The sequence below is a fragment of the Bradyrhizobium ganzhouense genome, from assembly GCF_049949285.1.
In the GTDB taxonomy this organism is placed as follows: domain Bacteria; phylum Pseudomonadota; class Alphaproteobacteria; order Rhizobiales; family Xanthobacteraceae; genus Bradyrhizobium; species Bradyrhizobium ganzhouense.
This window is the reverse complement of record NZ_CP181318.1, coordinates 1,312,766-1,337,142: the sequence shown is the minus strand read 5'-3', so window position 1 is coordinate 1,337,142 and position 24,377 is coordinate 1,312,766. Positions and strand designations below refer to the sequence as shown.

Here is a 24,377-nt window from a genome sequence, read left to right as displayed (position 1 = left end):
CGTGGTTAATCGGCGGGCGCCGCAACCGCTCAAAAAATGATCGAGTTATCGGCTAGATGTCGCGGCCTTCGACCTTCTCGGTCAAGGCCTTCACCTGATCGGGGATCTTCTCGAGGTGCGGATTGACGGCGAGCGCCTTGCGATAGGCCTCGAGCGCGCGCTTCTCGTCGCCGACGTCCTGCATGATCATGCCGAGGCCTGCGAGCGCGCCGAAATGACGGGGCTCGCGGATCAGCACCTCGCGGATGTCGGCGAGCGAGCGGGCATAGTCGTTCTGCATGTAATAGAGCGTGGCGCGCCGGTTCCAGGCTTCGATGTAGTCGGGCCGAAGCTTGATGACCGCATCCAAAAGCTTGATCGCGACCTCGATCTTCTTCGCGTCGACGGCCGCCTTGGCCCGCGCCATCAACAATGCCGCGGTGTCGCTCGGGGTCTGCAGCCAGATCGCCCAGATCCGCGCCTCGACATGCTTGGCGCTGTCTTCGTCGGGGGCGGCCTTCAGCGCGCCGAACAGGAAATCGAGATTCTTGGTGCGCTCGGCCTTGGGCAGCTTGGCCGGCGCCTCCGGCAGCTTCTTCTGCTGTTTCGCCGGCGGGGCCGGATCATCCTGCGCCAGCGCCGGCGCGAGGCCGGCCGTTCCGAGAACCAGGGCCAGACACAGCGTACGCGCGAAAGGGAATCTCACTGCCATGGTCAAAGTCTAAACGCGCAAAGCCGCCCTTGCAAAGCAGGGCGGCGTCAAACTCGTGTGAGACCGTGGTCTTGCGGGGCGCGCGTAAGGCCCTCGGCAGGGATCAGCCTTTTGGCAGATCAGCCCTGGCGAGCCTTGAAGCGGCGCTGCACCTTGTTGATCACATAGACCCGGCCCTTGCGGCGGACCAGGCGGTTGGCGCGATGGCGACCGCGCAGCGACTTCAACGAGTTACGGACCTTCATGGCAGAATCCTGAACGTTCGAAAGGCCGTGTTCGGCACTACCGTTTCGGCACGCGCGAATGTGGCAAAATGAGATCTTTCCCGCTGGCGGACCGACCGCCCGGGACGGGGCGGTTCTTAAGGCATTGCGGGAGGTCATGTCAATGTTAACTGCCCGGTTCCGAACCGGCAAATTCGTGAAAACAACCCCATGCACAGTAGAAACGGCCGGATCGGCCAGATCTATCCGCTCCCGCGCGCCAAGGTTCGCTTGCCAAATTCGTTATATCATATAATCAATTTGGCAACCTGTCGGGAGGACACCAATGCCGAAGCTGAAGCTGCCGAACATCGACGATGTCGTCGCCATCGACATTCATACCCATGCCGAAGAACCCTGCGGCACCCATCCCGATGACGGCTATGACGATTTCCAGGCGCAGATGGCCGACTACTTCAAGTCGCCGCACAAGCATCCGCCGACCGTGCCGGAGACCGCGGCCTACTACCGCTCCAAGAACATCGCCGCGGTGATCTTCCCGGTCGATGCCGAACGCGAGACCGGCTTCCGCCGTTACAAAAATGAAGAGATGCTGGAGATCGCCTCCGACCATCTCGACGTGCTCATCCCCTTCGTCTCGATCGACCCGCACAAGGGCAAGCTCGGCGTGCGCGAGGCACGCAAGCTGATCGAGGAATACGGCGTGCGCGGCTTCAAATTCCATCCGACCATGCAGGGCTTCTACGCCAACGATCGCATGGCCTACCCGCTCTACGAAGAGATCAACAATGGCGGCGCGATCGCGCTGTTCCACACCGGCCAGACCGGCGTTGGCTCGGGCATGCCCGGCGGCATGGGCATGCGGCTGAAATATTCCAACCCGATGTACATGGACGACGTCGCGGTCGATTTCCCCGACCTCAAGATCATCCTCGCCCACCCCTCCTTCCCCTGGCAGGAAGAGGCGCTGTCGGTCGCGACCCACAAGCCGAACGTCTATATCGACCTCTCGGGCTGGTCGCCGAAATATTTCCCGCCGATCCTGGTGCGCTATATCAACTCGATCCTGCAGGACAAGATGCTGTTCGGCTCGGACTGGCCGGTGATCACGCCGGACCGCTGGCTGTCGGACTTCGCCAAGATCGAGATCCGCGACGAGATCCGGCCGAAGGTGCTGAAGGCCAACGCGCGCAAGATTTTGGGGATCTAAGCAGGCGCGCGTCACCGCAGCGCATTGAGGGCTTCGATCCCTGTGACCGAAGCTCTCGCGCATTCCCCGATCTAACGGCTGGTGTGATCCGCCTCACCTACGTCCTTGATGAAGGCGAGCAGGAGCGTGCTGAGTCGAACCGGCTGCTCCTGTTGGACCCAGTGACCGGCGCCGTCGATCAGCTCGATGTCACCCATCCTCGTCGCCGCCTTCGTCCTCATAAGGTCGAGCGCGCCCGGCGCCGAATAGGTGCCCCAATCGCTCTTCCCGCCGATGAAGAGCGACGGGACATCGATCGTCTTGCCCGAAAACAGGCGCAACTCAGCGTTCAGGTCAGGGTCGGAAAAGACGCGATAAGCCTGCAGGGCGCCTTGAAACCCAGTGCGGCCATACTCCTCCGTGTACACACCAAGTTCCGGCTCGGTGAGCCATTTGCAGGCCAGGACCTCGGCGGCGGAAGGGTGGAATGGAGCGACGGTCTGAGACATCGTCTTGCCGAGATCCATGACGTAATAGGTCGGCATTTGTGCAAGCTCTATGGCGGTTCGCGCCTTCAACGGATGCGGCTTATTTCCCGGCCAGTCAGCGCTCTTGACGTAGAAGAATGCACGAAGAAACGCGTGTAAGCCTTGAGGGGGGTGCGACATGTCATCGTTCGCCTCCCGTGTGCTCAAGTATTGTTGGTAATACTCTCTCGGCGGATCCAGCGCCGCCAGCGCGGCCGCCAACTTTTGATTTTCGGTGTTCGATTGAACCGACGATGCCTCGCTTTCCGCAGTGTTGAATGGAAGCGCCGGCGGACCGGGGAACGGTGCGCTCATCAGCACCACCGATGGAAAGACGTCAGGTCGGGCCAGCGCACAATAGGCTGCCACGGGCGAGCCGAAGTCGTGCCCGACGAGCATTGCCGTTCGCCGATACCCCAACGCCGAAACCAATCCGAGGGCGTCACGCGTCATGTTCAAGAGGCTGAAGGGTTTGAGCGGGGCGTCATAGCCGTTCACCCAACCGGTGGTGCGGCCAAAGCCCCGCTGGTCGGGCGCCACGACATGGTACCCGGCGTCAGCCAGAATTGGGATCAGGTGTCGCCAGCCGTAAGCCAAGTCCGGAAAGCCGTGCAGAAGCAGCGCGAGCGGCCGGCCGGGGCTTTCGTAACCGGCCTCGAGAATATGGACATCGAGGCCGTTGACCCCATGGATCATGCGCGAGCGGATCCCCTTGGGAAGCGTTCCGCCGCCATATGGTGATGTGGTCAAATCAGTTCCTCCTAAGGGGTTTGCGCGGGCCGGCCGAAGTGAAGCCGCAACCAGGCTGGCCGCGCCCATCGCCAGGACGGCTCGTCGGGACGCCGATGGCTTGGAACTGACTGGATGATTCATAATGAACCGCACCGCCGGATTTTTTCTATGGCGACCACCATAGTATGGCGATCACCATAGAAGCGTCAAGCGAAACGTGTTATGTCCACGGCATGCCCCGTAAGACTGACGCCCGCGCTCGCGCGATTGCCACGGCCGAACGACTGTTTCGCATCCAAGGCTACACGGCGACTGGATTGACCCAGATCATTGAAGAAAGCGGTGCGCCCAAAGGATCGTTCTACTTTCACTTTCCACGCGGCAAGGCACAGCTCGCGGAAGAAGCAATCGATCATTACGTTGCGAGTAGAATTGCTGTATTGCGCGATATCTCGGCGAATACGGCGGGCGATGCTCTGAATTTTGTTCAGCAGATTTTCGGCACATTCGCGGCCGAAATGGTTGCCTCTGATTTCCAGTATGGATGTCTCATGCAAAATCTGGCGAATGAGCTGCCAGCGCTCGACGCTGAGCTGACCAAACGGGTAGCGCGCGGATTTGTTGATTCGACCGAGATTATTGCGGAGCATTTTAGAGGATGCGGTTTCGCTCCCGCGCGCGCATCCTCTACCGCAGCCGCATTGGTAGCCGCCCTCGAAGGCGCGCGAACGATCGCCCGCCTGGAACGCACGCCGGCTATATTCCAGGCGCTGGCGGATGTTAGTGTCCAGAGGTGGGCCGCCCCGCGGGGTGATCCGGGCCCAATGTTCTCGCTATGAGAGGCGCGATCAGTTCACGCTTGCCAGATAGCCGGCCAGAATTGTCCGGCTCTGACTGAGTGTCTCGATACGTTCGTCGATCAGGCCGACCTGCTGGGCGAGTATTCTTCGCAGCTCATTGCACGGGGTGAAGGCCGGATCGTTGTTCCGCACACACGGAAGCAATTGCTGGATCGTCTCGAGCGTCATCCCGGCTGAACCGAGCATTTTGATCCGCCGCACGGTCTCCTCCTCCGCCGGGCCATAGTCGCGATAACCGGATCCGGTCCGCTGCGGCGCCAGCAAGCCTTCGCCTTCGTAATAACGCAGCATCCGGACACTGACCCCCGTCCTCCGGGAGAGTTCGCCAATTTTCATCTGAAAACCTCTTGACCCTGACAGTGCTGTCAGACCCTACAGACTGTGCTCGTCCAAGTCATGCCGCTTGTTAAGGGTGCAACGATGAAAGCCTACCATTTGAATGGCCATGCCGGTCGCGGCCGCCTTGTGCGCGTCGATCTCGACGAACCTGAGCCCGCTGACGGAGAAGTTCGCATCCGTGTCGAAGCGGCCAGTCTCAACTACCGCGACCTCCTCATCCTCGACCGGGCGGGCCCAGGCGGGCTCGACGGCCGCGTGCCGCTCAGCGACGGCGCCGGCATCGTTGACGCCATCGGCCACGGCGTCACGCAATGGCGCGCGGGCGACCGTGTCGCCGCATCGTTCTTTCGCGATTGGGTCTCCGGGCCTTTCAAGGCCAGCTACGTTGCGTCATCTCTCGGTGGCGACAAGACGGACGGCATGCTGTCAGAGTATGTCGTGCTGCCGGCAACCGCGTTCGTCGCCGTGCCGACGCACCTGTCCGCGGTCGAAGCGGCGACCTTGCCCTGCGCCGGCGTCACAGCCTGGCACGGCCTCGTCGCACGCGGCGGAATGGGCAAAGGCGACACGCTGCTCGTCCAGGGAACGGGCGGCGTCGCGCTGTTCGGACTTCAATTCGCAGCGGCGCTGGGAGCACGCGCGATTGTGATCTCCTCCTCGGACGAAAAGCTTGCCCGTGCCAAGGCGCTCGGCGGCTCGATCCTCATCAACTACCGCGACACGCCCGACTGGGATGTCGCCCTGATGAAAGCGACGGATGGCGCAGGCGCCAGTCATATCCTCGAACTCGGCGGTCCCGGCACCTATGACCGATCGCTGCGATCGGTCGCTTCGGGCGGCAAGATCATTCAGATCGGAGTCTTGACGGGGTTCGGCCCGAAGCCAGACCTCGCGCGGCTTCAGTGGGAGAATGCCGACATCATCGGTGTCACTGTCGGATCGGTCGCACATTTCGCCGCGATGAATCGATTCCTGACCGCACATGCCATTCACCCGATTGTCGATCGGGTCTACGGCTTCGACGAAGTCCCTGAAGCCTATGCTCACCTGCGGAGCGGCTCACATTTCGGCAAGGTCGTCGTGAAGCTTTAGTTCGCCGCGGGCGGAATGGCGTCAAAAGCGCCTTTCCTCCTTGGATCGATATCATGACGCCTTGTCCGTGCGTCAAGCAGGGTTCGGGCGAGCATGGCTTCTCCGACGTGAGCGGGTCGACGCCGACGTTGACCTAGGCCGTGAACCCATAAATCGGCCGAGCTGACGGCTCGCGAGAGCCCGCTATGCCCCGGTAGCGATCAACTTCCGCATCGCAGCGAAATGACGCGATGGGCCAAAAATGCGACATTCCGTTGCTTGCCGCGTCTACGCAAGTCCCCGTTCGCGATCTATAACTGTTTCAGGAATTCCAGGAGCGCATTGCTTACGTCTTTGGCGCGCTCTTGCTGAGTCCAATGACCGCAACCTTTCAAGACTATTGTCTCGCGAAGCAAGGGCACGAACTGTTTCAGGCTAGGGACGAGATGGCTCCAGCTCGGCGATCTGTAAACCCCGTCTCGATCGCCAACGACATAGAGTGCCGGGACCTTAACCTTTGCGCCGGACCATGGTGCGAGCAACTCCCAATTGCGATCAATGTTGCGATACCAATTCAAACCTCCTCCAAAGCCGGTGCGCTTGAACTCCTCAACGTAAAATTCGATGTCACTGTCCGTGAGCCACGTCGGCAATGATTGGGTTGTAGGCTTCCCATCAAGCCACCCCCCCTCACTAGAAAGCATCGTGAGCGACGCAGGATCCTCAACCGGCGCATCGCCAGATAGGGCGAACAATGTCGTCTTGATTGCGTTGTGGACGTCTTTTTCGAGTTCTGCCTCGGCAACGCCCGGCGTCTGGAAATACAGTTGATAGAAGCGCTGCTTTTCGGCCCTCGGCATGACAGCGCTTGGTCGGTCGGGTCCACGCACCGGAAACGGCACGCTCAAGCCAACGACAGCCCTAAATCGATCCGGTCTAAACAGGGCGCAGCGCCAAGCGACCGGCGCTCCCCAATCATGTCCGACAACGACTGCTTGATCCGTGCCGATCGCGTCGAGCAATCCGACCATGTCTCCGGTTAAATGCAATAGAGTGTATTGATCGATCGCATCCGGTTTGTCCGTCTGCCCGTAACCACGCATGTCGGGCGCGATGGCGCGATATCCGGCGGCAGCGAGCGCTTCCAATTGGTGCCGCCACGAATACCAGCACTCCGGAAAGCCATGGCAGAGAAGCACGGTGGGGCCGCTCCCTGCTTCGGCCAGGTGCATTCGAATGCCATTTGTCTCTATAAATCGAAGCGAGATCGTCATTGCCAACCTCCGCAAGATCAGTGATCTGATAGCTAATCAGTCACATTGTGAGCTCCAGCCACAACCGAAGGGGCTCCGCCGACACCCAGTCGAACGGCGGACCGCCAAAACGACATGCTCTACGAATTTATTTTCGAGCCCGCGCCCGCCTCCGGCAGCATCGGCGCAAGGTCGGCTTCGGGTCATTCGCGACGGGGCCGGGCCAGCAGCAATCCGGCAATGTCCCTTATGCCGCCGGAAGCGGAAGTAAATTCAGAGCATTAACAGGACCGCGACCGGTCACCGGGGGTTGCTTTCGTCAAGCTCGCATCAATCCGAATTTGGCTGCGTGCTAATGAGTCCACGCCCTTAGTTCAGCGCACCGTATGTCAGGTCGTCGAATACGGTGACACTGTCGGCCTTGGTCCACAAGCCGATCATGCCGGCGTCCCTTATCGATTCGTCCTCGACCTCGAACATCGGCTTGCCGTCATACGTCACCTTGAATAGCTTTCCCGCGAATTCGCAACGTAGGGAATGCCATTGACCTGATGGCACCGATACCTTGACGCCGTAGCCGCCTTTCCGGCCGACGATATCGAGCGCGCTGCGAACACCCTTGATCGTCTTGTAGAGCACGACATTGTCTTCAAGCGCGTTGGCCCGCACGACATAGTAATTGTCGGCATCCTTTGCGCGCCAGACAATACCGGCCGCACGATCCTCGGAGCCTGCGATCGCCTTGAACTTGACCTCGACGAACCCGTCCAGGATGCTGGTGCCGTTCCTGAGCGCCACTGGAAACGTCGCCTGACCGGATTGCTTCAGGACGTTCGGCTTGCTTGGCGCCGTCGACTCCACCTCGACCGTCCATTTGGGCTGGCCACGACCGGTCATCGTCAGAGTCCAGCCTTCGGGCGCTGCGCCGGTTGCTGCGTTGTCAAAATCTACAGTTTCTGCCATCGCGTTTCCTTCCACCAACAATAGGAACAACGCCGCCCCGAAGAGCGCTACGCTGATTTTTCGCACGACGTCTAAGCTTCCCGCCTGTATTGATCGTACAGTGTTGCAGCGTTGTCCCATTTGATCGCTTCCATGTAGATGTCGACATATTTCGCAGCCGCGGCGCCATAATCCATGTGATAGGCGTGCTCATACATGTCGAGCACCAGCACGGGGCGGCCGCCGGCCAGCGTCGTCGTGTGGTCGGCGGCCCACTGATTGACCAGCCGCTTGTCGCGCGGCGAGTAGGAAAGAATCACCCAGCCGGAGCCGCCGCCTTCGGCCTTGCCCATGGCGGAGAACTCCGCGCGCCACCGCTCCATGCTGCCGAAATCGCGCGCGATCGCGTCGGCAAGTGGCGTGCTCGGCTTGCCGGCACCGCCGAGCCCGTCGAAATAGATTTCGTGGAGGATCATCGAGTTTGACGCGACGAGTTCCTCGCGCTTCAGGCCGTTGATGACGAAGTTCGGAGCTTTCGCGAAGTCGAGCTCGGCGAGTTGCGCTCCGATCGCGTTGAGCCGCTTTACGGCGCCGACATAGTTGTTGTCGTAGTGGCTGACGAGCACCTTCTCCGAGATGCCGGCAATGGATTTCGGATCGAACGGCATCGGCTTGGGCTGGTATGTCATTGGCATGGCTCCTGCTGGCTGATTGGCTTGCGCAAGGGCTTGCGTCCCCGCGAGTATTGCGGTCGATGCCGCGGCGGCCCCAACGCCCCTGATGAAGTCTCGGCGGTCGGTATTCGTGGTCATGGAGTCCTCCACTTGATCGTCGCCCCAACGTGCCCCGTGTGCTCGCTAGCTCTTGGTGCTCGCCGTCTTGTCGCGTGCGCAAATAGGCCGCGCGGCCCTCGTCGATACGGACATCGACGAGGGTCGGCGCGCTGGCGGCACCAATTGACTGGACAATTTCTCTGATGAGATCGAGATGAAAGAAGACATGCGGCGTCCTTGGTGACCAGGACGCGATACTTGGGCATGTCGCCTCGCGGGGAGATCGCAAATCCCCGTGCCCCGAATTAAACGCCTGCCGGCGGCAGTGTCAATCTTCCGCGCGAGGTCGACGGGGTGACGATTTTTTGAAGAAGGTTCCGACCTTGTCGCGCACCGGGCCGTTTCGGTATTGTCCGTGCGCCCCCGCAAAGATCCCAAAGGAGCGAGCCAATGAGCCTCAAAGCCGTCGTCTTCGACGCCTACGGAACGCTCTACGACATCCAGTCGGTGGCTGACATCACCGAGGATGCGTTCCCGGGCTACGGCGAGATCATCACGCAGGTCTGGCGGATCAAGCAGCTCGAATACACCTGGTTGCGCTCGCTGATGCGGCGCTACCAGGATTTTTCTGCCGTCACGCGCGACTCGCTGGCCTATACGCTTCGGGTGCTCGGGCTTGCCTGGGAGAACGAGGCCTTCGAGCGCGTCATCGAAAAATATCTGCATCTCGATCTCTATCCGGACGCGACCGCCGCGCTCGCCGCGCTAAAACCGCGCAAGCTTGCCATCCTCTCCAATGGCAGCCCGGAGATGCTGAACGCGCTGGCGCGCAACTCCGGCCTCGACCGCCTGCTCGATGCCACCATCAGCGTCGATGCGAAGAAGATCTTCAAGCCGAGCCCGCAGGCCTATGAGCTGATCGCCGAGGTGCTCGGCACTGCGCCGGGTGAGGTGCTGTTCGTCTCCTCCAATCCTTGGGACGTGGCCGGCGCGAAAGCGTTCGGGCTCAACGTCGCCTGGATCGAGCGGGTGACGCCGGAGGCGATGGCGCTGGCTTGCGTCGAGAACGAACTCGTGGCACCGCTGACGATGTTTAGGGCGATCCGCACCCAGATGGACGAGCTCGGCTTTACGCCGGATTATCGTGTCCGTTCGCTTTCGGAGCTGCCCGGGATCATCTAGAGATGACCCGGGGATCATCTAGAGATGACCCGGAGATCATCCAGGGATGACCCGGGGATCGCTGCCCGCCCGTAAGTCCTCGATGAGCTGACTGGAATGAGCCTGGAATCCGTTCGCGCCTTCTTCGCCGAGAAAGCCCCCGACATCACAGTCATGGAATCCCCGATCAGCTCGGCGACCGTGACGCTGGCTGCGGAAGCCTATGGCGTCGAGCCCGGTATGATCGCCAAGACGCTGTCCTTGCGGGTCGGCGAGCAGGTGATCCTGATCGTCGCGGCCGGCACCTCGCGCATGGACAACAAGAAGGTGAAGGCGCAATTCGGCGGCAAGCCGAAGATGCTGGGGCTGGAAGAGGTCGCCGAGATCACCGGCCACGAGGTCGGCGGCGTCTGCCCGTTCGGGCTGAAATCACCGCTGCCGGTCTATTGTGACGTCTCGCTGAAGGCGTTCGACGTCGTGGTGCCGGCCGCGGGCTCGACCCACAGCGCCGTGCGCATCACGCCCGAGCGGATGGCCGAGCTGACCGCCGCAGAATGGGTCGACGTCTGCGAGCACAGGCCGTAACTCGGGCGCGAGTACACCTTGATAGCGCCGTTAGCGGTGGCGCCAACTGAAGCGATGAGCCAACAATGCAGATGTGGCGACAGGTCCGAAGTTGAGGTGACCTCACCTAGCCGCCCCAGCCGCAGTAGGGACGGCAGCGATAGCCTACACGATGCGAATGGCCCCAGTGCCAGTGCCACCAGCCGAAACGCGCTTGCACCAGGTCGCTCTCCTGCATCATCGGCTTGGCGGCTCCGGACAAAGGAGTGGCCGGAGCAGCCATTGCAGGTACGCCAAGCAATATCGCGCCAATCACGAAAAGTGCAGCAGGAATCTTGGTCATGGACATGACATTCCTCCGATCCACAGCTTCCGACCACAATCAACTTGGCTGACGGCAATTCGTTGCACAGCTATGACGGTTTCGGGACGGGACGGCCGGTCGCTGAACCGCGATGGCGCGATTGGCCGAGCTGACCACGGCCGAATGGGTCGATGTCTGCGAGCACAGGCCTTAAGTCGGACCATCGTCAATCCAGCGGCACACGCGGATCGAAGGGCTCGGAGGGCGGAAATTCGCCGGCGAAGGCCCCGCGATGCAGGTCGTCACGGGACGCCCCGCCGTTGCGGGCCACAACCATCTTCGACGGATCGACCGGCACGCCGATCGGATTACTCGCAAATTCCTTCGAGGTCCGCATCCATTCTGACGACTTGTTCCAGTCGTCGAAATTGTCGTATTGCAGCTCGACGCTGTTGCCGTCCGGATCGACGTAATAGAACGACGTCGTGACGCCGTGATCGAGCGACATGTGCGGCTTGATACCGAGTTCGCGCAGCCGCGCGTACGTATCGAGCAAGTCGTTGAAATCCGCATACTCGAACGCGAGGTGGTGCAAGCCGGTATGCACCAGCTTGTCCGGATCGTCGCTCATCCCAGAAGACGTCAACAGCGCGATGCGATGATTGGCGCCGTCGTTAGTGAGCCAGGCACCACCCGGAAACTGGAAGTTCGGCTTTGATCCGACGACTGTGCCATACCAGTCGATCATCTCCTGCAGACGCGTGGTCTTGAGGTTGACGTGATGCAGCGTGGGCTGGTTGATCTCGCTTGTCACGGATCTCTCCTTGTTAGGACGAATTTTCACGTGGTCCCGACCGGCGCTCGGCAGGCGTCGCCATCAGGCGGTGCATGCCGGGCGCGAGGACGCCAATTTAGCTGTGCTCGGTGCGGGGGCTTCGCCAAAGTGCCCACGTTCCGCGCCATCCGTGTCTCAGATTGGCAAAGAGCAGCGGACGAGGCAGGCGCCGAGCAAAGTCCGGATGACCTCAGACCGACGATGTCGTGCGATGCCTGATGCATTTGCCGGTCAGGAAGGTTACCATAGGGACCATGACCGACGACAAGGTGAAACGAAGACTGACCACCGTGCTGTGCGCTGATGTGTACGGCTATTCCCGCCTCATGGAGGCGGACGAGACGAGAACGCTGGAGACGCTTCGCCGCTACCGCACGGCCATTGCGGGATTGGTCGAGCGTCATGACGGCCGCATCGTAAATACCTGGGGCGATGCCGTGATCGCCGAGTTCGCCAGCGTCGTCGAGGCCGTGCAATGCGCGGTCGAGATCCAGCAGGAAATTTCCAATCAGGATTCGGACCCGCCTGACGCAAACCCAATGCGGTTTCGCATCGGCATCAACCTCGGCGATGTGATGGTGGACGGCTCCGACATCTATGGCGACGGGGTCAACATCGCGTCGCGGCTGCAAGAACTCGCCGACCCCGGCGGCGTCGTGATCTCGAGCTCGGTCTACGACCAGGTGCACAACAAACTGTCCGTTGGCTTCGACTGTCTCGGCCAGCGGCCTATGAAGAACGTTGCCCCCGTGACGAGCTATCGGGTGACCATGAGCGGCCGAACCGCCGGGCAAGGGAGCTTCGCGGTCAACGAGAGCCCAACTCGACGGCAGGAAGCTGGTGTTCAGCGGACAGGTGACAGGCACGAGCCATCCTTGCGGATCGGTGTCGTCTCGGATTGGCTAGCGAAGCTGCCCCGCCCGGTTAAGGCGGGCCTCACGGTGTCGACCTTTTTGATTCTGATCAATCTGTTCACGGGCGCGCATAAGATCTGGTTTCATTGGCCAGTCGCAGCCATTCTCTGCGTTGTCGTCCTGCGGACGGTGCTGGGGCATCGACCTGAATCGGACAGCAAGGGCGAGCGCTGAACGAGGCGGCACGACCGCATGTTCGCGCCTCGCGCTGCGCGGGGCTAATCGTCGTCATTGTCATAGGGCCGCGGCTGCATCTGCTGAAGTGGCGGCGGCGCGTTGTTATAGCGCGGCGGCGGCGCAGCCCGATTGCGCGGAATCGGCTGCTGTGGCGGCATCTGGTTGTTGGACTGGAACACGGCGCGACACGCGCTGGAGAGCTGCGGCGTGTTCTGCTGCAGGCAAGCCGTGATGCGGCTGACATCCGGAATCTGATCGCTGCACAAGCGCCAGACATCCGGCGTGCAGGCCATCTGCTGCTCCATGGTTCCGCGATATTCCTCGGCGAACGCAGCGCTCTGCGCGCCGATGCCGCCGATCACAAGCGCCACACCCAGCGCAATTCGCTCTGTTCGCATGGTCCCAATTCCTTCTCGAGTCCCCCGATTTGTCGTTAATCAATGAGACGCAGTCAGGTTCTGGCCCAACAAAAAAATGTGAAAATTCGGCTGGAACCTACTCGACCCGGCCGACCTTCTTCACCGCCGCGATCAGCCGCGCGCTATCGGTCGCGACGAAGTCGGAGAACGCCGGCGCATCCTGATAGGCGACCAGACTGCCTGAGGCATCGGAGGTCTTGAGCACGTCAGGGCTCGTCATCATCTGCGCCATGGCCTCGCGCAGGCGGCTCGCGATCGGCGCCGGCAACCGGCAAGAACAAGCTGTTTACGAAGTATTGACCATGTTCGGTCCGGCCTGGAACGCATCGCTCGACCCGCTGTTGCCCTCCCAGGGAGTGAGTGATGCGGAATCTTGCGACCATCGACGTGGCCCTGGACGAGATGCTGGTGAACCTCGCAGCGATCGTCCTGCGGCTCTCGAAGCCAGAAGTGACGCGAACGCCGGAAGCACGGCGAGCCCTGGCGCAATCGGTGCATCAATACGCGGCGTGCGCCGCGCGCTCGACCGACCCGCGTGTTCATGACTTGAAGTCGCAGTTGGACAAGACGTTGAAGCCGAGCCTGCGCATTGTCGCAATCGACGGCGTGAAGGTGCCGTAGTCGAACGCAAGGCGAGATGCCGTAGGGTAGGCAAAGGCGCGCAGCGCCGTGCCCACCAAGGTAGCTAACCGGTTTTGCCACCCTTCTTCGGCCTCGGCTTGCACGTGCCCGGCAGCTTCGCTGCGAGGAAATCGCCGAGCGCTTCGACGCGCGCGGGGCGCGGGCCGCCAGGTGGGGTCACGAGGTGCACGGCGCCTTCGGCCTGTTTCCAGTCCTTCAGGATCACTTCGACGGCGCCGGATGAAATTGCATCGCCGACGATGAATTCAGGGAGCTCCGCGATGCCGAGGCCGGCGATCAGGGACGGCATCACGGCTTCGCCATTGTTGACGCGAAGCAGGCCGCCGGGGCGGACGCTCGCCTGCTCGCCGGCGGAATTGGTGTAGTGCCAGACATTGGCCGTCAACAGATACGCGTAGCTGAAGCATTTGTGCTCGGCGAGATGCATCGGATGCGTCGGCCGGCCGTGTTTCTTCAGGTAAGACGGCGCGGCCACGGTGAAGCGTGGCATGGTGAAGAGCCGCCGCGCGATCAGTGACGAATCCGGCAGCCGCGCGATCCGCACCGCCATGTCAAAGCCTTCGCCAATGAGATCGATGGTCGCATCGCTCAAATGCAGATCGATCGAGACTTCCGGATAGGTCTCGAAAAACTCCGGCAACAGCGGCGCGACCGCCTTGACTCCGAACGTCATGGGCACGGCGAGCCGCACCAGGCCGCGCGGCGCCACCGATTGCGCCAGCGCCTCGTTCTCCGCCGCCTCACCGTCGGCGAGCAGGCGCGTGGCGCGATCGGCGAGCTTGTGCCCGGCATCGGTCAGGGCCAGCCGGCGCGAGGTGCGGTTGAACAGTCGGGCGCCGAGTCGCTCCTCCAGCCGGGTGACCGCCTTGGAGACAGTCGCCTTGGACATTGTCAGCTCGCTCGCAGCCCCTGCAAACGACCGTAACTCCACGACTTTTGCGAAAATCGCGAGCGCCTCGAAATCGGGGAGTCTTGCCATGGCGAGGGTCCAATCAGGATAGTTAAGGAAACAATGTGTTTCGACAGTTTCTATTTCTATACCACGGGCGGAGGCTTATCCAAGGGTCATCAGACATTCAGGACTGGAGAAATCCAATGGCCAAGAAGCTCTCAGGCAAGGTTGCCCTCGTCACCGGCGGTTCGCGCGGCATCGGCGCGGCCTCGGCCCGCGCTCTTGCCGATGAAGGCGCAGATGTCGCCATCAGCTACGTCGCCTCGCCCGAAAAGGCTGAAGCCGTCGTCAGCGAACTGAAGGCCCGGGGCGTCAAGGCCCGCGCCTTTAAGGCGGACCAGGCCTCCGCCAAGGACGTGACCAAGCTCGTGAACGATGTCGCCAAGGAATTCGGCCATCTCGACATCCTCGTCAACAACGCCGGTGTCGCCAATGGCGGCGCAACCGACGACGCCAACGCCGACACGGCCGCACTGGACCGGCAGGACCAGGTCAACGTGCATGGCGTGATCGCGGCGATCCGCGCCGCCTCGCAATTGATGGGTGAAGGCGGACGCATCGTCACCGTCGGCTCGATGCTCGCCGACCGCGCCTCGTTCCCCGGCCTGGCCGACTACGTCGCCACCAAGTCGGCCGTGGTCGGTTACACCAAGGGCGCGGCGCGCGACCTCGGCCCGCGCGGCATCACCGTCAACGTGGTGCAGCCGGGCTCGATCGACACCGACATGAACCCGAAGGATGGCGGCGAGTTCGCCGAGACCCAGCGCAAGCAGCACGCGCTGCAGCGCTTCGGCCGTCCCGAGGAAGTCGCCGCCGGAATCGTCTTCCTCGCAAGCCCGGAAGCCTCCTTCGTCACCGGCACCGTGCTCAATGTCGACGGCGGGTTTGGCGCCTAACCCCAAACCCACCCCCTCCCCTCCCCCTCCAATCAGGGAATCACTTCCATGATCGAACTCAGACCTTTCAACAAACTTGGCGGCGCCGATCACGGCTGGCTCAAGGCCAAGCATCACTTCTCCTTCGCGAGCCACTATGACCCGAACAACATGGGTCACGGCGCCTTGCGGGTGTGGAACGACGACGAGATCGCGCCGAACACCGGCTTTCCCGCCCATCCCCACGCCAACATGGAAATCATCACCTATGTGCGCGAAGGTGCGATCACCCATCAGGACAGCCTCGGCAACGAGGGCCGCACTGAAGCCGGCGACGTGCAGGTGATGAGCGCCGGCAGCGGCATCCGCCACTCCGAGTACAACCTCGAGCCGACCAAGACCCGAATCTTCCAGATCTGGATCGAGCCGACCTTGCGCGGCGGTCAGCCGACCTGGGGCTCAAAACCGTTTCCGAAGTCGGATCGCTCCGGCAAGCTCGTCACCATTGCGAGCGGCGACGCGAGCGATAAGGACGCGCTGCCGATCCGTGCCGATGCGCGGGTGCTCGCCACCACGCTGAAGGCCGGCGAGAGCGCGGAGTACGAACCGCAGAAGGCGCGTCACCTTTATCTGGTGCCGGCGGCAGGCGCGGTCGAGATCAACGGCGTGCGCGTCAATGCCCGCGACGGCGCCGCGATCCGCGACGAGGCCAGGCTGAAGATCACGGCGCTCGAAGACTCCGAGTTCGTGCTCGTCGACGCCGCGTAACGAAGATCGCCACAATGGCCGGACTTATTCCGGCCATCCACGTCCACCACAACGAACCCATCACATCCAATCAACGGAGACCACCATGACCAAAGTTCTCGTCCTCTATTATTCCGCCTATGGCCACATCGAAGCGATGGCGAATGCCGTTGCTGAAGGCGCGCGCGAAGCCGGCGCCACCGTCGACATCAAGCGCGTGCCCGAGCTGGTGCCGGCCGAGGTCGCCAAGGCCTCCTACTACAAGGTCGATCAGGCCGCGCCGATCGCCAAGATCGAGGACCTCGCCAATTACGACGCGATCATCGTGGGCACCGGCACCCGCTTCGGCCGGATGTCCTCGCAGATGGCGAACTTCCTCGACCAGGCCGGCGGGCTCTGGATGAAGGGCGCGCTGCACGGCAAGGTCGGCGGCGCCTTCACCTCGACCGCGACCCAGCATGGTGGCCAGGAGACGACGCTGTTCTCGATCATCACCAACCTGCTGCATTTCGGCATGGTGATCGTCGGCATGAACTACGGCTTTGCCGGCCAGATGAAGCTCGACGAGATCACCGGTGGTGCGCCCTATGGCGCCACCACGATCACTGGCGGCGACGGCAGCCGCCAGCCCAGTGCCAATGAGCTCGCCGGCGCGCGCTATCAGGGGCGCCAGATCGCTGAGACCGCGAAAAAGCTGCACGGTTAAGCCTGGGCTTCACAACAGCTGCATGGCTGATGCGATCGGGGCGGCATTCTCTGAAGGGAATGCCGCCCCATCTATGTCTGCAGGAACGACAGGGCTTACGACTCCCAGGACTTGCGACACGAATGGCTTTCGAACTTCTCTTGATTGCGCAGATGATCCGCAGGCCGGCCCAGGCGCTAGCGCGCCGCTGGTACTGCCGCAGCCTGTTCCGCGCCTCGCGTGGCCGGTTTCACTGCGCGGGCTGTACGGGATCGTAATACTCACGCCTGCGTGATGTCACCGTGCGCCGGGATGCTGACCGCCGGCGCAGATGCGGGCGCGGTTGAAAGCCACCAGCCATCGCCGGCAAACCAGCAGCTCTCGTCGGGCGCGTCCCCTCGCCGCAACGACTGCACGCTCTCCCATCCCTTTGCGAATGCCTCGGCCAATCGCTTGCCGGCATCCGCATCCTGAAGTCCGGCGCAGCCGATGAACTGGGCGCGGCTCAGGAATTTGGCGGGCCAGGCGGCCCCCTGCTCCGGGCGCGTGATCATCAGCATGCCGCCGAGCACGCCCTCCGGCGCCAGCGGAAACACCAGCCGGCCGGCGGGGCGCAACGCCGCGAGCCATTCCGTGGCCGGCTGCGCCGCGCCTGCACAGACATAAATCACGTCGACTTCAGGCAAATCGGACGCAATGCCCGAGCGCTCGCGCAGCTCGACCGTGGCGATGTCTTTCAAATTCCCGCGCGCAAGCGCAGCCAGGCCTTCGTCGATCTCATAGGCATAGACGCGGCCATTGGGCCCAGCGAGCTCGGCGAGAATGGCGGTGTAATAGCCGGTGCCCGCGCCGATCTGCAGCACGGTCTCGCCCTCCCTGACGCCGCAGCCGCTGAGCCAATAGGCGTGCGCGCCGGGCATGCCGATATTGACGCCACGCGCCGGATCCAGCGCCAGCAGCGCGTTCTGGTAGAGAAAGGCGGGATCGTCGTCGGGCGTCACGACGTAAGGATGGCCGCCGAACGAGATCGACCACGGTCCGGGTCCGGCGAAGGGTTCGCGCCTCACGTTGCGAAAAGCCTGCTCGATGCGCGGGTCCGTGGCCTTGGCCGCAGCGCAGATCAACTGCGCATAGAATGCGCGAAACTTGTCCGAACGATCGTCCATGTCGCCTCCTGCCGGTGGCGACGATAGCACGATCATTGCGATATTCGAGTGACCCTGCAACCCGCGAGCGTCGACTGCTCTAGCGTGTGGCCTTGCCCATTGCGCGCGCTGCGAAGGCGGCGAGCCTTGGATGGCGGCGCAGGCCCTGGGCGGCGTGGTCGCGCAGCACATAGGGCAGCCCGCGCCAGGACAGCGCGACGCTGACATCGGTCAGCGGGACCGGCTCGGCGCCGAAGCGGCGCTTGTAATCGTGATTGCCGATGCTGAGATCGAAGCGCCGCACGCCCTGCGCATGCAGCGCCGCCATGGTGCGCTCGGTCACGAGCAGCCCCGGCGAACAGTTCGCCCACGCTTTGCCGGCATGGCCGATGCGCAGCAGGAAATACGTTGCGCCGTATCTGACGCCGAGCGTGGTGGCGACGATGCCCTCGTCGCAGACGAGCGCCGAGACGATTGCATAGCCTTCGGCAACGCCCTGGCGGGTCACCTCACGGTAGAACTCGGCATGGGCCTCGTCGTTGAGCACGAAGCGCGAGCCGAGCTGCTGCATGCGCTCCTGCTGCTGGACGTCCATGACGTCGAGGAGCTCATGCGCGCGGGCAACGTTAGTGGCGATCTCGAACCGCGCGCCGGCATGACGGCTGAACACGCGCCAGCAGCGGGGCATCTGCATGCGCTTGATCGACGCCTGATAGTCCGCATAGTCGTCGCCGGTCAGCACGAGATTGCCGTTGAGCGAGCAAGAGCCGGGACGGCCGAGCGACACCAGCGGGTTCGGCTTGGCGCCGACATAGGCCGGCATCTTCTTCAGCCGCAGCAGGTCGAAGCCATCGGGCAGGGCGCGCAAGCCATCGACCAGCGCCGCGCCGATCGCCTGCGCGCCGGCCGCATCTAAGGTTGCGTCGCAAGCCAGGATCGGGGCGTTGTTGTCGGAGACGCCGAGATCGGCAAACTCGACGACGCGGATGCCGCGCCTGACATGGCTGAACATCGGCACCATCGCGATGTCCTTGCCGGTCGCCGGATCGGTGATGATTGCGATCAGCGGTGCGACGCCACGAAAGGCTTCGTACCAGGCGCTTAACCAGTAACCATGCTGGAATGCGGTGCGATGGCCCGCATTCAGGCGCAATGCGGCCTGTCGCCAGTCACGCACGAAATCGACTGAGATTCCCGACGCGCTGGACACCCGACCATCTAGCTGCTCGAGGCTGAGAAACGCCATTTGCGAGGCATACAATCACTGAACGTGTCCAGATAGATTATGTTTTGTCGCAGACCACAAGTTACGTCGCTGCTTATCGTTAAGCCGATACCGTCGCAGCGCGCGCAACGTCCCCCGTGTCCCGATCTGAAACGCGCGGCTGCGACAAGTTGTCAGCGATCGGGTTCCAATTGCGCGACGCATTGGAACCTGGCCAGGAAATGCAGCCCGGCGACCGCGAGCGCGAACATGAACCAGACCGGGTTCTGCCGCTCGAGCAGGAAGGTCTCGGTCGTTCCGAAATACAGGCCGAACAGCCAGATCGTCAGGAACAGCTTGCCCAATGCGTTGCTGCGGTTGTGAGCCTGGGTCTCCTGGAAATTGCGAAGCGGCGCGAGGACAAAGATCAGCACGACCAGCAGCAGACCCGGCAGGCCGATGGTGACGGCGAGGTCGAGATAGCTGTTGTGGCTGTGCGCCGCGGTCACCGCCCATTCGGAGCCTTTTGCGGTCTGCCGCTCTGTGACGTCGTCCCAGAACGCCGCATAGCCATGGCCGATGATCGGCTTTTCCGCCACCGCTGCGAGCGCAAACTCCCAGATGTCGGAACGGCCGGTGAAGGTAGGATCGACCGGAAGCGCTCGCGTGATGCTGCCAAGTCCCGGGCTCAGGACGCTGCCGACCGTCAGCAGATTCATCAAGATCAGCGGCGCGAAGCAGATGATCCGCTTCAACCACAGGCTGCGCGTGACGTAGACCAGGGACGCCAGCAGATAAATGGAAAGGCACAGCGCCGACGACGTCTTGCCGCCGGTGAAGATCAGGAAGATGCCGGCAAGCAGCGCGATCGCAGGCCCCATCACGAAGGAGCCGATGGCAGAGAGGTAAATGCCGACATAGACCAGGATGGTCATCACCGGCGAGGCGACGTTCTTGTGGCCAAAGCTGCCGCGCCAGTCGCCGGCGAGCTGCGGCTCGGTGATGTCGAGCGCGCTGTGGATCGAATATTGCGGGGCGAAGAAGACGCCGAGAAAGCACAGCGCCAGCAGCACCAGCGCGGCGCCGCCGAGGCAGAGGTTGAAACTCCGCTGCGTCGGCGGCAACAGCGGCAGGATCACCGCGAGCGAGGTCACGCTCGCGGCGAGCACGAAGCGCTGGATCGAGACCTCGCGGCTCTCCGACAGAACGACGTTGATCAGCATCCAGCCGACCAAGCAGAGATGCAGCGGCGTCACCAGGGTCTTCAGCGCGGGCGCATCGGTGGTGAGAACGAACATCACGCCGACTGCGGCGAGCAGGCCGAAGGTGATGTAGTTCAGCGCCATGCGTCCACCGACGACGGTGGCGACGTCCTCGCTGCGCAGATCCGGGAAGGGATCGAGCGTGATCATGACGAGCAGCAGGGCCGCCACCATAACGAGGCAGCGCGCCATCTGGACGACGTTCAGCTTCGCGAGCTCGTCGCGCAGCGCATGGCCGAGCGAGCGGGCCTCCACGTCAGTCATCTCTGCGGCGCTGCGATCCATGCCTCAAGGCCGGGTGGACGATGGGGGACCCTTCAGGTCTAGCCCATCCCCGTTAACCATCCGTCAACCAGCATGCCGGAGCTGGCCGCGACGCGCTGCTGCCGTGCGATGCTGCGCGCGATCTCGTAGTATTGCAGCGCGCGCTGCTCCAGCGTGAGGTTGTCCATGATGTAGCCGCGTGGATCGAATTCGCCCGCAGTGCAGCCGGCCCAGAAGTCAGTCCAGCGGTCCTCGAAGCCGGCGCGGTCGACGAATTTGAGACCGCAGCGGTCGTCCCAATAGGGCACCGACGACACCGGCTCGAACAGGACGCGGTGCGGATAATAGTCGGGATCCGGCCAGGGACCGCCGGGATCCCAGGCCAACACCGGCACGCCGCTGGACAGCGCCTGCTGATAGGCGATGCCCTGGCTCTCGTTCTGGCACAGGAAGATCATCGCACGCGAACGCGCCAGTGCGGCCTGATAGTCTTCCTCCTTGTAGCTGCCGTATCGCAACTCCGTGAAGGAGCGGCCTTCCTTGATCAGCCGCGCGCGAACCGGCTCGACCAGCTCCGGCACGTAGCGGTCGCGATCCCAGCTGACCTTGTCATAGAGCAGAATGTCGACGGTCTTGTCGCGCGGGCGCGACGGCGCCCATAGATCGGTGTCGATGCCGACCGGCCAGGCTTCGGTCTCCGGCCAGTGCGGTCGGTACATCTCGGCGTACCACGGGCCGGGCACCACGACTTTCTTGACGGGAAGACGTTTGAACAGGTCAGGATCGTCAAACGGATGATTATGCGCAGCGACTCCGAGCAGGATCGGGTTTTTCCATGCGAACTTGTCGAGCAGGAAAGTGCGGCCGATGATGCAGGCGACCTCTTCCGGGTGCTGCGCGATGTAGCCGTAGTCATTGACACGATAACGGATGCCGAGCCGGTCGAGGCCGGCACAGAGATTGAGGAACACGCGCAATTGCCCGCTCATGCGCGGCTCGCCGAACAACATCTTGCGCGCCATGCGCCGCAGGTGCCGGTCGCCGGGAAACCAGCGATCGTCCTTGTCCTCGTAGAACAGATTGAGGATCATGTCGTCGGGATCGTAGTCGAATGTCTTTGCGGGCACTGGATCCATCCGCGGCAATCAGGCCTGCATTCTCACATGAGACCGGCTGCCGCACCTCTCGAAAGCTGCGACAGACTTAACGCCACAGGTTTAACGCTAATCTACAAAACCGCCGACGCAACGGCCTTCGCAACAACGATTTGATCGTTATGTGGGTATCATCTGCGCCAGCCCAGACTGCGCTTGCGGGCAGCCTGGTTAACAGATCCTTAAACACGACGAGCCATCGCTTGACCCTCACCGACGCCACGCTCGACGCACCGGCCGCCGCATCCGCGGCGGCGGATGCGCGCGCAACGTCGCCTGTGGTTTCCGTGATCGTCCCTGCGAAGAATGCGGCGGCCTATATCGGCGAAACCATTGCAAGCGTGCTGGTGCAAGCTGATGTCACCGAGGTGATCGTCGTCGATGACGGCTCGACGGATGATACTGTGGCGATCGTCGGGGCCGTCCGCGATCCGCGGCTGCGCCTGACGATCAACGACGCCAGCGGCGTGTCGGCTGCGCGCAACCTCGGTGCACGCAGCGCGCGTGCGGACTGGCTGATGTTCCTCGATGCCGATGATCGCCTGCGGCCCGATGCCGTGACGACGCTGCTGACGGCGACGAAAACTGCGCCGCACGCGGTGCTGGTCTATGGCGACTACAACACGATCGACAGCGCGGGACAGCCGATCGGCCGCCGCGGCCTCCTGAAGGGACGCCTCAAACCGTCCGGCGACGTGCTGGAGCGGCTCGCCGGCGGCAATTTCATCGTCAACGGCGGCATCATGCTGGTTCGCGCTGAGGCTTTCCGCACCGCCGGCGGCTTCGACGTCTCGCTCCGCTATTGCGAGGACTGGCATTGCTGGTGCCGCCTCGCCGCACTCGGCGAATTCGCCTACGTGCCGAAACTCCTGCTCGACTACCGCCTGCACACGGCCAGCACGATGAACGCCGCGATGCGGACGCCGCAGGATTTCTTCCCGGCGGTCGCACGCGTGTTCGACGACGAATTGATTCTCGGCAAGCTGCCGGCCGCCGCTGCGCCCCGTTTGCGGCAGGCAGCGGAAATCCATCTCGTGACCTATGCGGCGACCCAAGCCGTCCGATTTGGCCGGTATCGCGATGCGCTTGGCTATCTCGGCATGGTCGGCCGGCGCTCGCTCAAGGCGATGCCGCGATCCGCGATCAAGATCGCTCTGTCTTATTTTGGCATCTAACGCCCGGTGCGAACGCGTCAGGAGACGATCTTCGAGGCCTTGTAGGGCTTCGGATCAAAGCCGAAAGCCGCGAGCGCAGAACCGACGGCCACCAGCACGGGGTGCATCGCGACGACGGCTTTCGATGACGTCAGCAGGCGGGCCGAACGAACCAGCGACAGCGGCAGCCGCCCCAGCATCTGCGCAAACACCCGTGCCCGCGCCGCCGCGCCTGACGCAGCCTTGATCTGCACACGATAGTTGATCGCGCCGATGCGCAGGCCGCGCTTGGCGATCCAGCCGATGCTGGTGCGGCTTTGCGGCACGGTCTCGGTGATGACGGCCTCCGCGGTCCAGTGGAAAGTCATGCCGGCATTGCGGCCGCGATAGAAGAAGTCGCAGTCTCCGCCGCCAAGGAAATTGAACTGGAGATCGAAGGCGGGGCTCCCCAGCCGCTCGAACGCTGCGCGCGTGATCAGGCAATTGCCGCAGCCATAGATCAGCGGCACCGCACCGGTGTAGTCGTAAGCCGGACAGAAGGCTGGATGGCGCGCGAGCCAGGGCTGGCTGTCGTCGTCGAACACCGGAAGCACCGGTCCACCGACTACGTCGGCACCGGTCGCCTCTGCGGTGCGAACCATCAGCTCGAGCCAGTCGGGCGAAGCGATCTCATCGTCATCGATCATCAGGAAGCTGGCTGCGGCAGGAAACAGCGCTTGCGCCGTCTCGAACGCGGCATTGATCGCCTGGCAATTGCCCTGCCGCTTCTCGACCAGGCAGATACCCTGGAGCTTGCCGGAAGCAAGATACTCCGCGGCCACCGGCGCGCTCGCGCGCCCGGCCGTGTCATTCTCGACCATGACCACCGCAAAGGAGCGCGGGGTGCGCTGGTTGACGAGCGAGTCCAGCGTCAGCCGCAGATGCTGCGGGCGCCGGAAGCAGGGAATGCACACGACGATGCCGACCGAGAGATCGATGACGCGCGAGCTCGCGGCGATCTCCCGGTTGGGATCGCGCACGGCATCCGAGATCCGGCTGGCGGACAAATCTGTCGGGATCAGCGTCATCGCGTCCTAGATGCCCGAGATATGTTGAAAAAGCCCTGCATCAAGCACCATTGTCCCGTGGCGGCACGGCCGCGCGAGACAGATACGTCCCAAAATGAACGGCCTGCGCCAGCGCTCAAGCTGCGCCGCGACGCTGATGTCCCGGCCATGATGCGTCCTATCATGCGCTTAACCGCTTTCGCGTGTTTTCCCTGCGAATTCCTGCGCGCGTGATACTGCAATTTGCAGTCCATCACCTGCCAACAGCGCAA

The 24,377-nt window shown here is 62.8% G+C and carries 27 protein-coding genes and 1 pseudogene; 11 read left to right on the top strand and 17 right to left on the bottom strand.

Going from position 1 to position 24,377, the window contains the following annotated elements:
- Window positions 1–52 precede the first annotated feature (52 nt).
- Together ACLFLU_RS06260 and ykgO are read right to left on the bottom strand one after the other, a co-directional pair.
- Window positions 53–691 carry a tetratricopeptide repeat protein gene (locus ACLFLU_RS06260; protein WP_426411444.1) on the bottom strand — a complete coding sequence of 213 codons (639 nt, stop codon included), beginning with the start codon at window positions 689–691 and terminating at the stop codon, window positions 53–55.
- A gap of 119 nt (window positions 692–810) precedes the next feature.
- On the bottom strand, window positions 811–936 hold the full coding sequence (gene ykgO / locus ACLFLU_RS06255; protein WP_006611362.1) for a type B 50S ribosomal protein L36: 126 nt from the start codon (window positions 934–936) through the stop codon (window positions 811–813).
- Window positions 937–1,240: 304 nt separating this feature from the next.
- Here ykgO and ACLFLU_RS06250 point away from each other — a divergent pair, with 304 nt between their 5' ends.
- Window positions 1,241–2,125 (top strand): amidohydrolase family protein, encoded by an 885-nt coding sequence (locus ACLFLU_RS06250; protein WP_426411443.1) that lies wholly within the window; start codon window positions 1,241–1,243, stop codon window positions 2,123–2,125.
- A gap of 71 nt (window positions 2,126–2,196) precedes the next feature.
- Here the strand turns inward: ACLFLU_RS06250 and ACLFLU_RS06245 are convergent, their stop codons facing one another.
- Complete coding sequence (locus tag ACLFLU_RS06245) at window positions 2,197–3,381, bottom strand: alpha/beta fold hydrolase (protein ID WP_426411442.1); 1,185 nt, start codon at window positions 3,379–3,381, stop codon at window positions 2,197–2,199.
- 215 nt (window positions 3,382–3,596) lie between these two features.
- Here ACLFLU_RS06245 and ACLFLU_RS06240 point away from each other — a divergent pair, with 215 nt between their 5' ends.
- Window positions 3,597–4,202, top strand: coding sequence for a TetR/AcrR family transcriptional regulator (locus ACLFLU_RS06240; protein ID WP_426413914.1), 606 nt, complete (start codon window positions 3,597–3,599; stop codon window positions 4,200–4,202).
- A gap of 9 nt (window positions 4,203–4,211) precedes the next feature.
- Here the strand turns inward: ACLFLU_RS06240 and ACLFLU_RS06235 are convergent, their stop codons facing one another.
- Window positions 4,212–4,559: a MerR family transcriptional regulator gene (locus ACLFLU_RS06235; protein ID WP_148776352.1), complete on the bottom strand. Its 348-nt coding sequence runs from the start codon at window positions 4,557–4,559 to the stop codon at window positions 4,212–4,214.
- Between the two features lie 84 nt (window positions 4,560–4,643).
- On the opposite strand from ACLFLU_RS06235, the gene ACLFLU_RS06230 reads away from it, so the two are divergent.
- The gene (locus ACLFLU_RS06230) at window positions 4,644–5,654 is read left to right on the top strand and encodes a zinc-dependent alcohol dehydrogenase family protein (RefSeq protein WP_426411441.1); all 1,011 of its coding nucleotides are present in this window, start codon (window positions 4,644–4,646) and stop codon (window positions 5,652–5,654) included.
- A 290-nt stretch (window positions 5,655–5,944) separates the two neighbouring features.
- Here ACLFLU_RS06230 and ACLFLU_RS06225 read toward each other — a convergent pair whose 3' ends face one another.
- From ACLFLU_RS06225 to ACLFLU_RS06215, 3 genes are all read right to left on the bottom strand, one after another.
- Window positions 5,945–6,907, bottom strand: a complete 963-nt coding sequence (locus ACLFLU_RS06225) for an alpha/beta fold hydrolase (protein ID WP_426411440.1) — start codon at window positions 6,905–6,907, stop codon at window positions 5,945–5,947.
- Window positions 6,908–7,255: 348 nt separating this feature from the next.
- A complete protein-coding gene (locus ACLFLU_RS06220; RefSeq protein WP_426411439.1) occupies window positions 7,256–7,849 on the bottom strand; it encodes a hypothetical protein in 594 nt (197 codons plus the stop codon).
- Window positions 7,850–7,920: 71 nt separating this feature from the next.
- A complete protein-coding gene (locus ACLFLU_RS06215) occupies window positions 7,921–8,517 on the bottom strand; it encodes a superoxide dismutase (RefSeq protein ID WP_426411438.1) in 597 nt (198 codons plus the stop codon).
- 534 nt (window positions 8,518–9,051) lie between these two features.
- Here ACLFLU_RS06215 and ACLFLU_RS06210 point away from each other — a divergent pair.
- Together ACLFLU_RS06210 and ACLFLU_RS06205 are read left to right on the top strand one after the other, a co-directional pair.
- A complete protein-coding gene (locus ACLFLU_RS06210) occupies window positions 9,052–9,783 on the top strand; it encodes a haloacid dehalogenase type II (protein WP_426411437.1) in 732 nt (243 codons plus the stop codon).
- A gap of 96 nt (window positions 9,784–9,879) precedes the next feature.
- Window positions 9,880–10,347: a YbaK/EbsC family protein gene (locus ACLFLU_RS06205; protein WP_426411436.1), complete on the top strand. Its 468-nt coding sequence runs from the start codon at window positions 9,880–9,882 to the stop codon at window positions 10,345–10,347.
- 106 nt (window positions 10,348–10,453) lie between these two features.
- Here ACLFLU_RS06205 and ACLFLU_RS06200 read toward each other — a convergent pair whose 3' ends face one another.
- Both ACLFLU_RS06200 and ACLFLU_RS06195 read right to left on the bottom strand, forming a co-directional pair.
- Window positions 10,454–10,675, bottom strand: a complete 222-nt coding sequence (locus tag ACLFLU_RS06200; RefSeq protein ID WP_426411435.1) for a hypothetical protein — start codon at window positions 10,673–10,675, stop codon at window positions 10,454–10,456.
- A 181-nt stretch (window positions 10,676–10,856) separates the two neighbouring features.
- Window positions 10,857–11,444, bottom strand: coding sequence for a VOC family protein (locus ACLFLU_RS06195; RefSeq protein ID WP_426411434.1), 588 nt, complete (start codon window positions 11,442–11,444; stop codon window positions 10,857–10,859).
- A 275-nt stretch (window positions 11,445–11,719) separates the two neighbouring features.
- Here ACLFLU_RS06195 and ACLFLU_RS06190 point away from each other — a divergent pair, with 275 nt between their 5' ends.
- Complete coding sequence (locus ACLFLU_RS06190; protein WP_426411433.1) at window positions 11,720–12,553, top strand: adenylate/guanylate cyclase domain-containing protein; 834 nt, start codon at window positions 11,720–11,722, stop codon at window positions 12,551–12,553.
- A gap of 44 nt (window positions 12,554–12,597) precedes the next feature.
- Here ACLFLU_RS06190 and ACLFLU_RS06185 read toward each other — a convergent pair whose 3' ends face one another.
- Together ACLFLU_RS06185 and ACLFLU_RS06180 are read right to left on the bottom strand one after the other, a co-directional pair.
- On the bottom strand, window positions 12,598–12,954 hold the full coding sequence (locus tag ACLFLU_RS06185; RefSeq protein ID WP_426411432.1) for a hypothetical protein: 357 nt from the start codon (window positions 12,952–12,954) through the stop codon (window positions 12,598–12,600).
- Between the two features lie 97 nt (window positions 12,955–13,051).
- Window positions 13,052–13,243: pseudogene (locus ACLFLU_RS06180) on the bottom strand (tripartite tricarboxylate transporter substrate binding protein); the annotation flags it as partial.
- 95 nt (window positions 13,244–13,338) lie between these two features.
- Between ACLFLU_RS06180 and ACLFLU_RS06175 the strand changes: the two are divergent.
- Complete coding sequence (locus ACLFLU_RS06175; RefSeq protein ID WP_426411431.1) at window positions 13,339–13,596, top strand: hypothetical protein; 258 nt, start codon at window positions 13,339–13,341, stop codon at window positions 13,594–13,596.
- Window positions 13,597–13,660: 64 nt separating this feature from the next.
- Here ACLFLU_RS06175 and ACLFLU_RS06170 read toward each other — a convergent pair whose 3' ends face one another.
- Window positions 13,661–14,596 (bottom strand): LysR family transcriptional regulator, encoded by a 936-nt coding sequence (locus ACLFLU_RS06170; protein WP_426411430.1) that lies wholly within the window; start codon window positions 14,594–14,596, stop codon window positions 13,661–13,663.
- Between the two features lie 116 nt (window positions 14,597–14,712).
- Between ACLFLU_RS06170 and ACLFLU_RS06165 the strand changes: the two genes are divergently transcribed.
- From ACLFLU_RS06165 to wrbA, 3 genes are all read left to right on the top strand, one after another.
- Window positions 14,713–15,465: an SDR family NAD(P)-dependent oxidoreductase gene (locus ACLFLU_RS06165; protein ID WP_426411429.1), complete on the top strand. Its 753-nt coding sequence runs from the start codon at window positions 14,713–14,715 to the stop codon at window positions 15,463–15,465.
- A 48-nt stretch (window positions 15,466–15,513) separates the two neighbouring features.
- The gene (locus tag ACLFLU_RS06160; protein WP_426411428.1) at window positions 15,514–16,212 is read left to right on the top strand and encodes a pirin family protein; all 699 of its coding nucleotides are present in this window, start codon (window positions 15,514–15,516) and stop codon (window positions 16,210–16,212) included.
- An 85-nt stretch (window positions 16,213–16,297) separates the two neighbouring features.
- Window positions 16,298–16,897 (top strand): NAD(P)H:quinone oxidoreductase, encoded by a 600-nt coding sequence (wrbA, locus tag ACLFLU_RS06155; RefSeq protein WP_426411427.1) that lies wholly within the window; start codon window positions 16,298–16,300, stop codon window positions 16,895–16,897.
- Window positions 16,898–17,157: 260 nt separating this feature from the next.
- On the opposite strand, the gene ACLFLU_RS06150 is transcribed toward wrbA, so the two are convergent.
- The 4 genes from ACLFLU_RS06150 to ACLFLU_RS06135 form a co-directional block, all read right to left on the bottom strand.
- Entirely contained in the window at window positions 17,158–18,042 is an 885-nt protein-coding gene (locus tag ACLFLU_RS06150) for a protein-L-isoaspartate O-methyltransferase family protein (RefSeq protein WP_426411426.1), read from the bottom strand.
- A 79-nt stretch (window positions 18,043–18,121) separates the two neighbouring features.
- Window positions 18,122–19,267, bottom strand: coding sequence for a GNAT family N-acetyltransferase (locus ACLFLU_RS06145; protein ID WP_426411425.1), 1,146 nt, complete (start codon window positions 19,265–19,267; stop codon window positions 18,122–18,124).
- A gap of 152 nt (window positions 19,268–19,419) precedes the next feature.
- Window positions 19,420–20,772 (bottom strand): O-antigen ligase family protein, encoded by a 1,353-nt coding sequence (locus tag ACLFLU_RS06140; RefSeq protein WP_426411424.1) that lies wholly within the window; start codon window positions 20,770–20,772, stop codon window positions 19,420–19,422.
- A gap of 38 nt (window positions 20,773–20,810) precedes the next feature.
- Window positions 20,811–21,878, bottom strand: a complete 1,068-nt coding sequence (locus tag ACLFLU_RS06135; protein ID WP_426411423.1) for a glycosyltransferase — start codon at window positions 21,876–21,878, stop codon at window positions 20,811–20,813.
- Between the two features lie 230 nt (window positions 21,879–22,108).
- Between ACLFLU_RS06135 and ACLFLU_RS06130 the strand changes: the two genes are divergently transcribed.
- The gene (locus ACLFLU_RS06130; protein ID WP_426411422.1) at window positions 22,109–23,080 is read left to right on the top strand and encodes a glycosyltransferase; all 972 of its coding nucleotides are present in this window, start codon (window positions 22,109–22,111) and stop codon (window positions 23,078–23,080) included.
- A gap of 17 nt (window positions 23,081–23,097) precedes the next feature.
- On the opposite strand, the gene ACLFLU_RS06125 is transcribed toward ACLFLU_RS06130, so the two are convergent.
- Window positions 23,098–24,126: a glycosyltransferase family 2 protein gene (locus ACLFLU_RS06125; protein WP_426411421.1), complete on the bottom strand. Its 1,029-nt coding sequence runs from the start codon at window positions 24,124–24,126 to the stop codon at window positions 23,098–23,100.
- Between the last annotated feature and the right edge of the window lie 251 nt (window positions 24,127–24,377).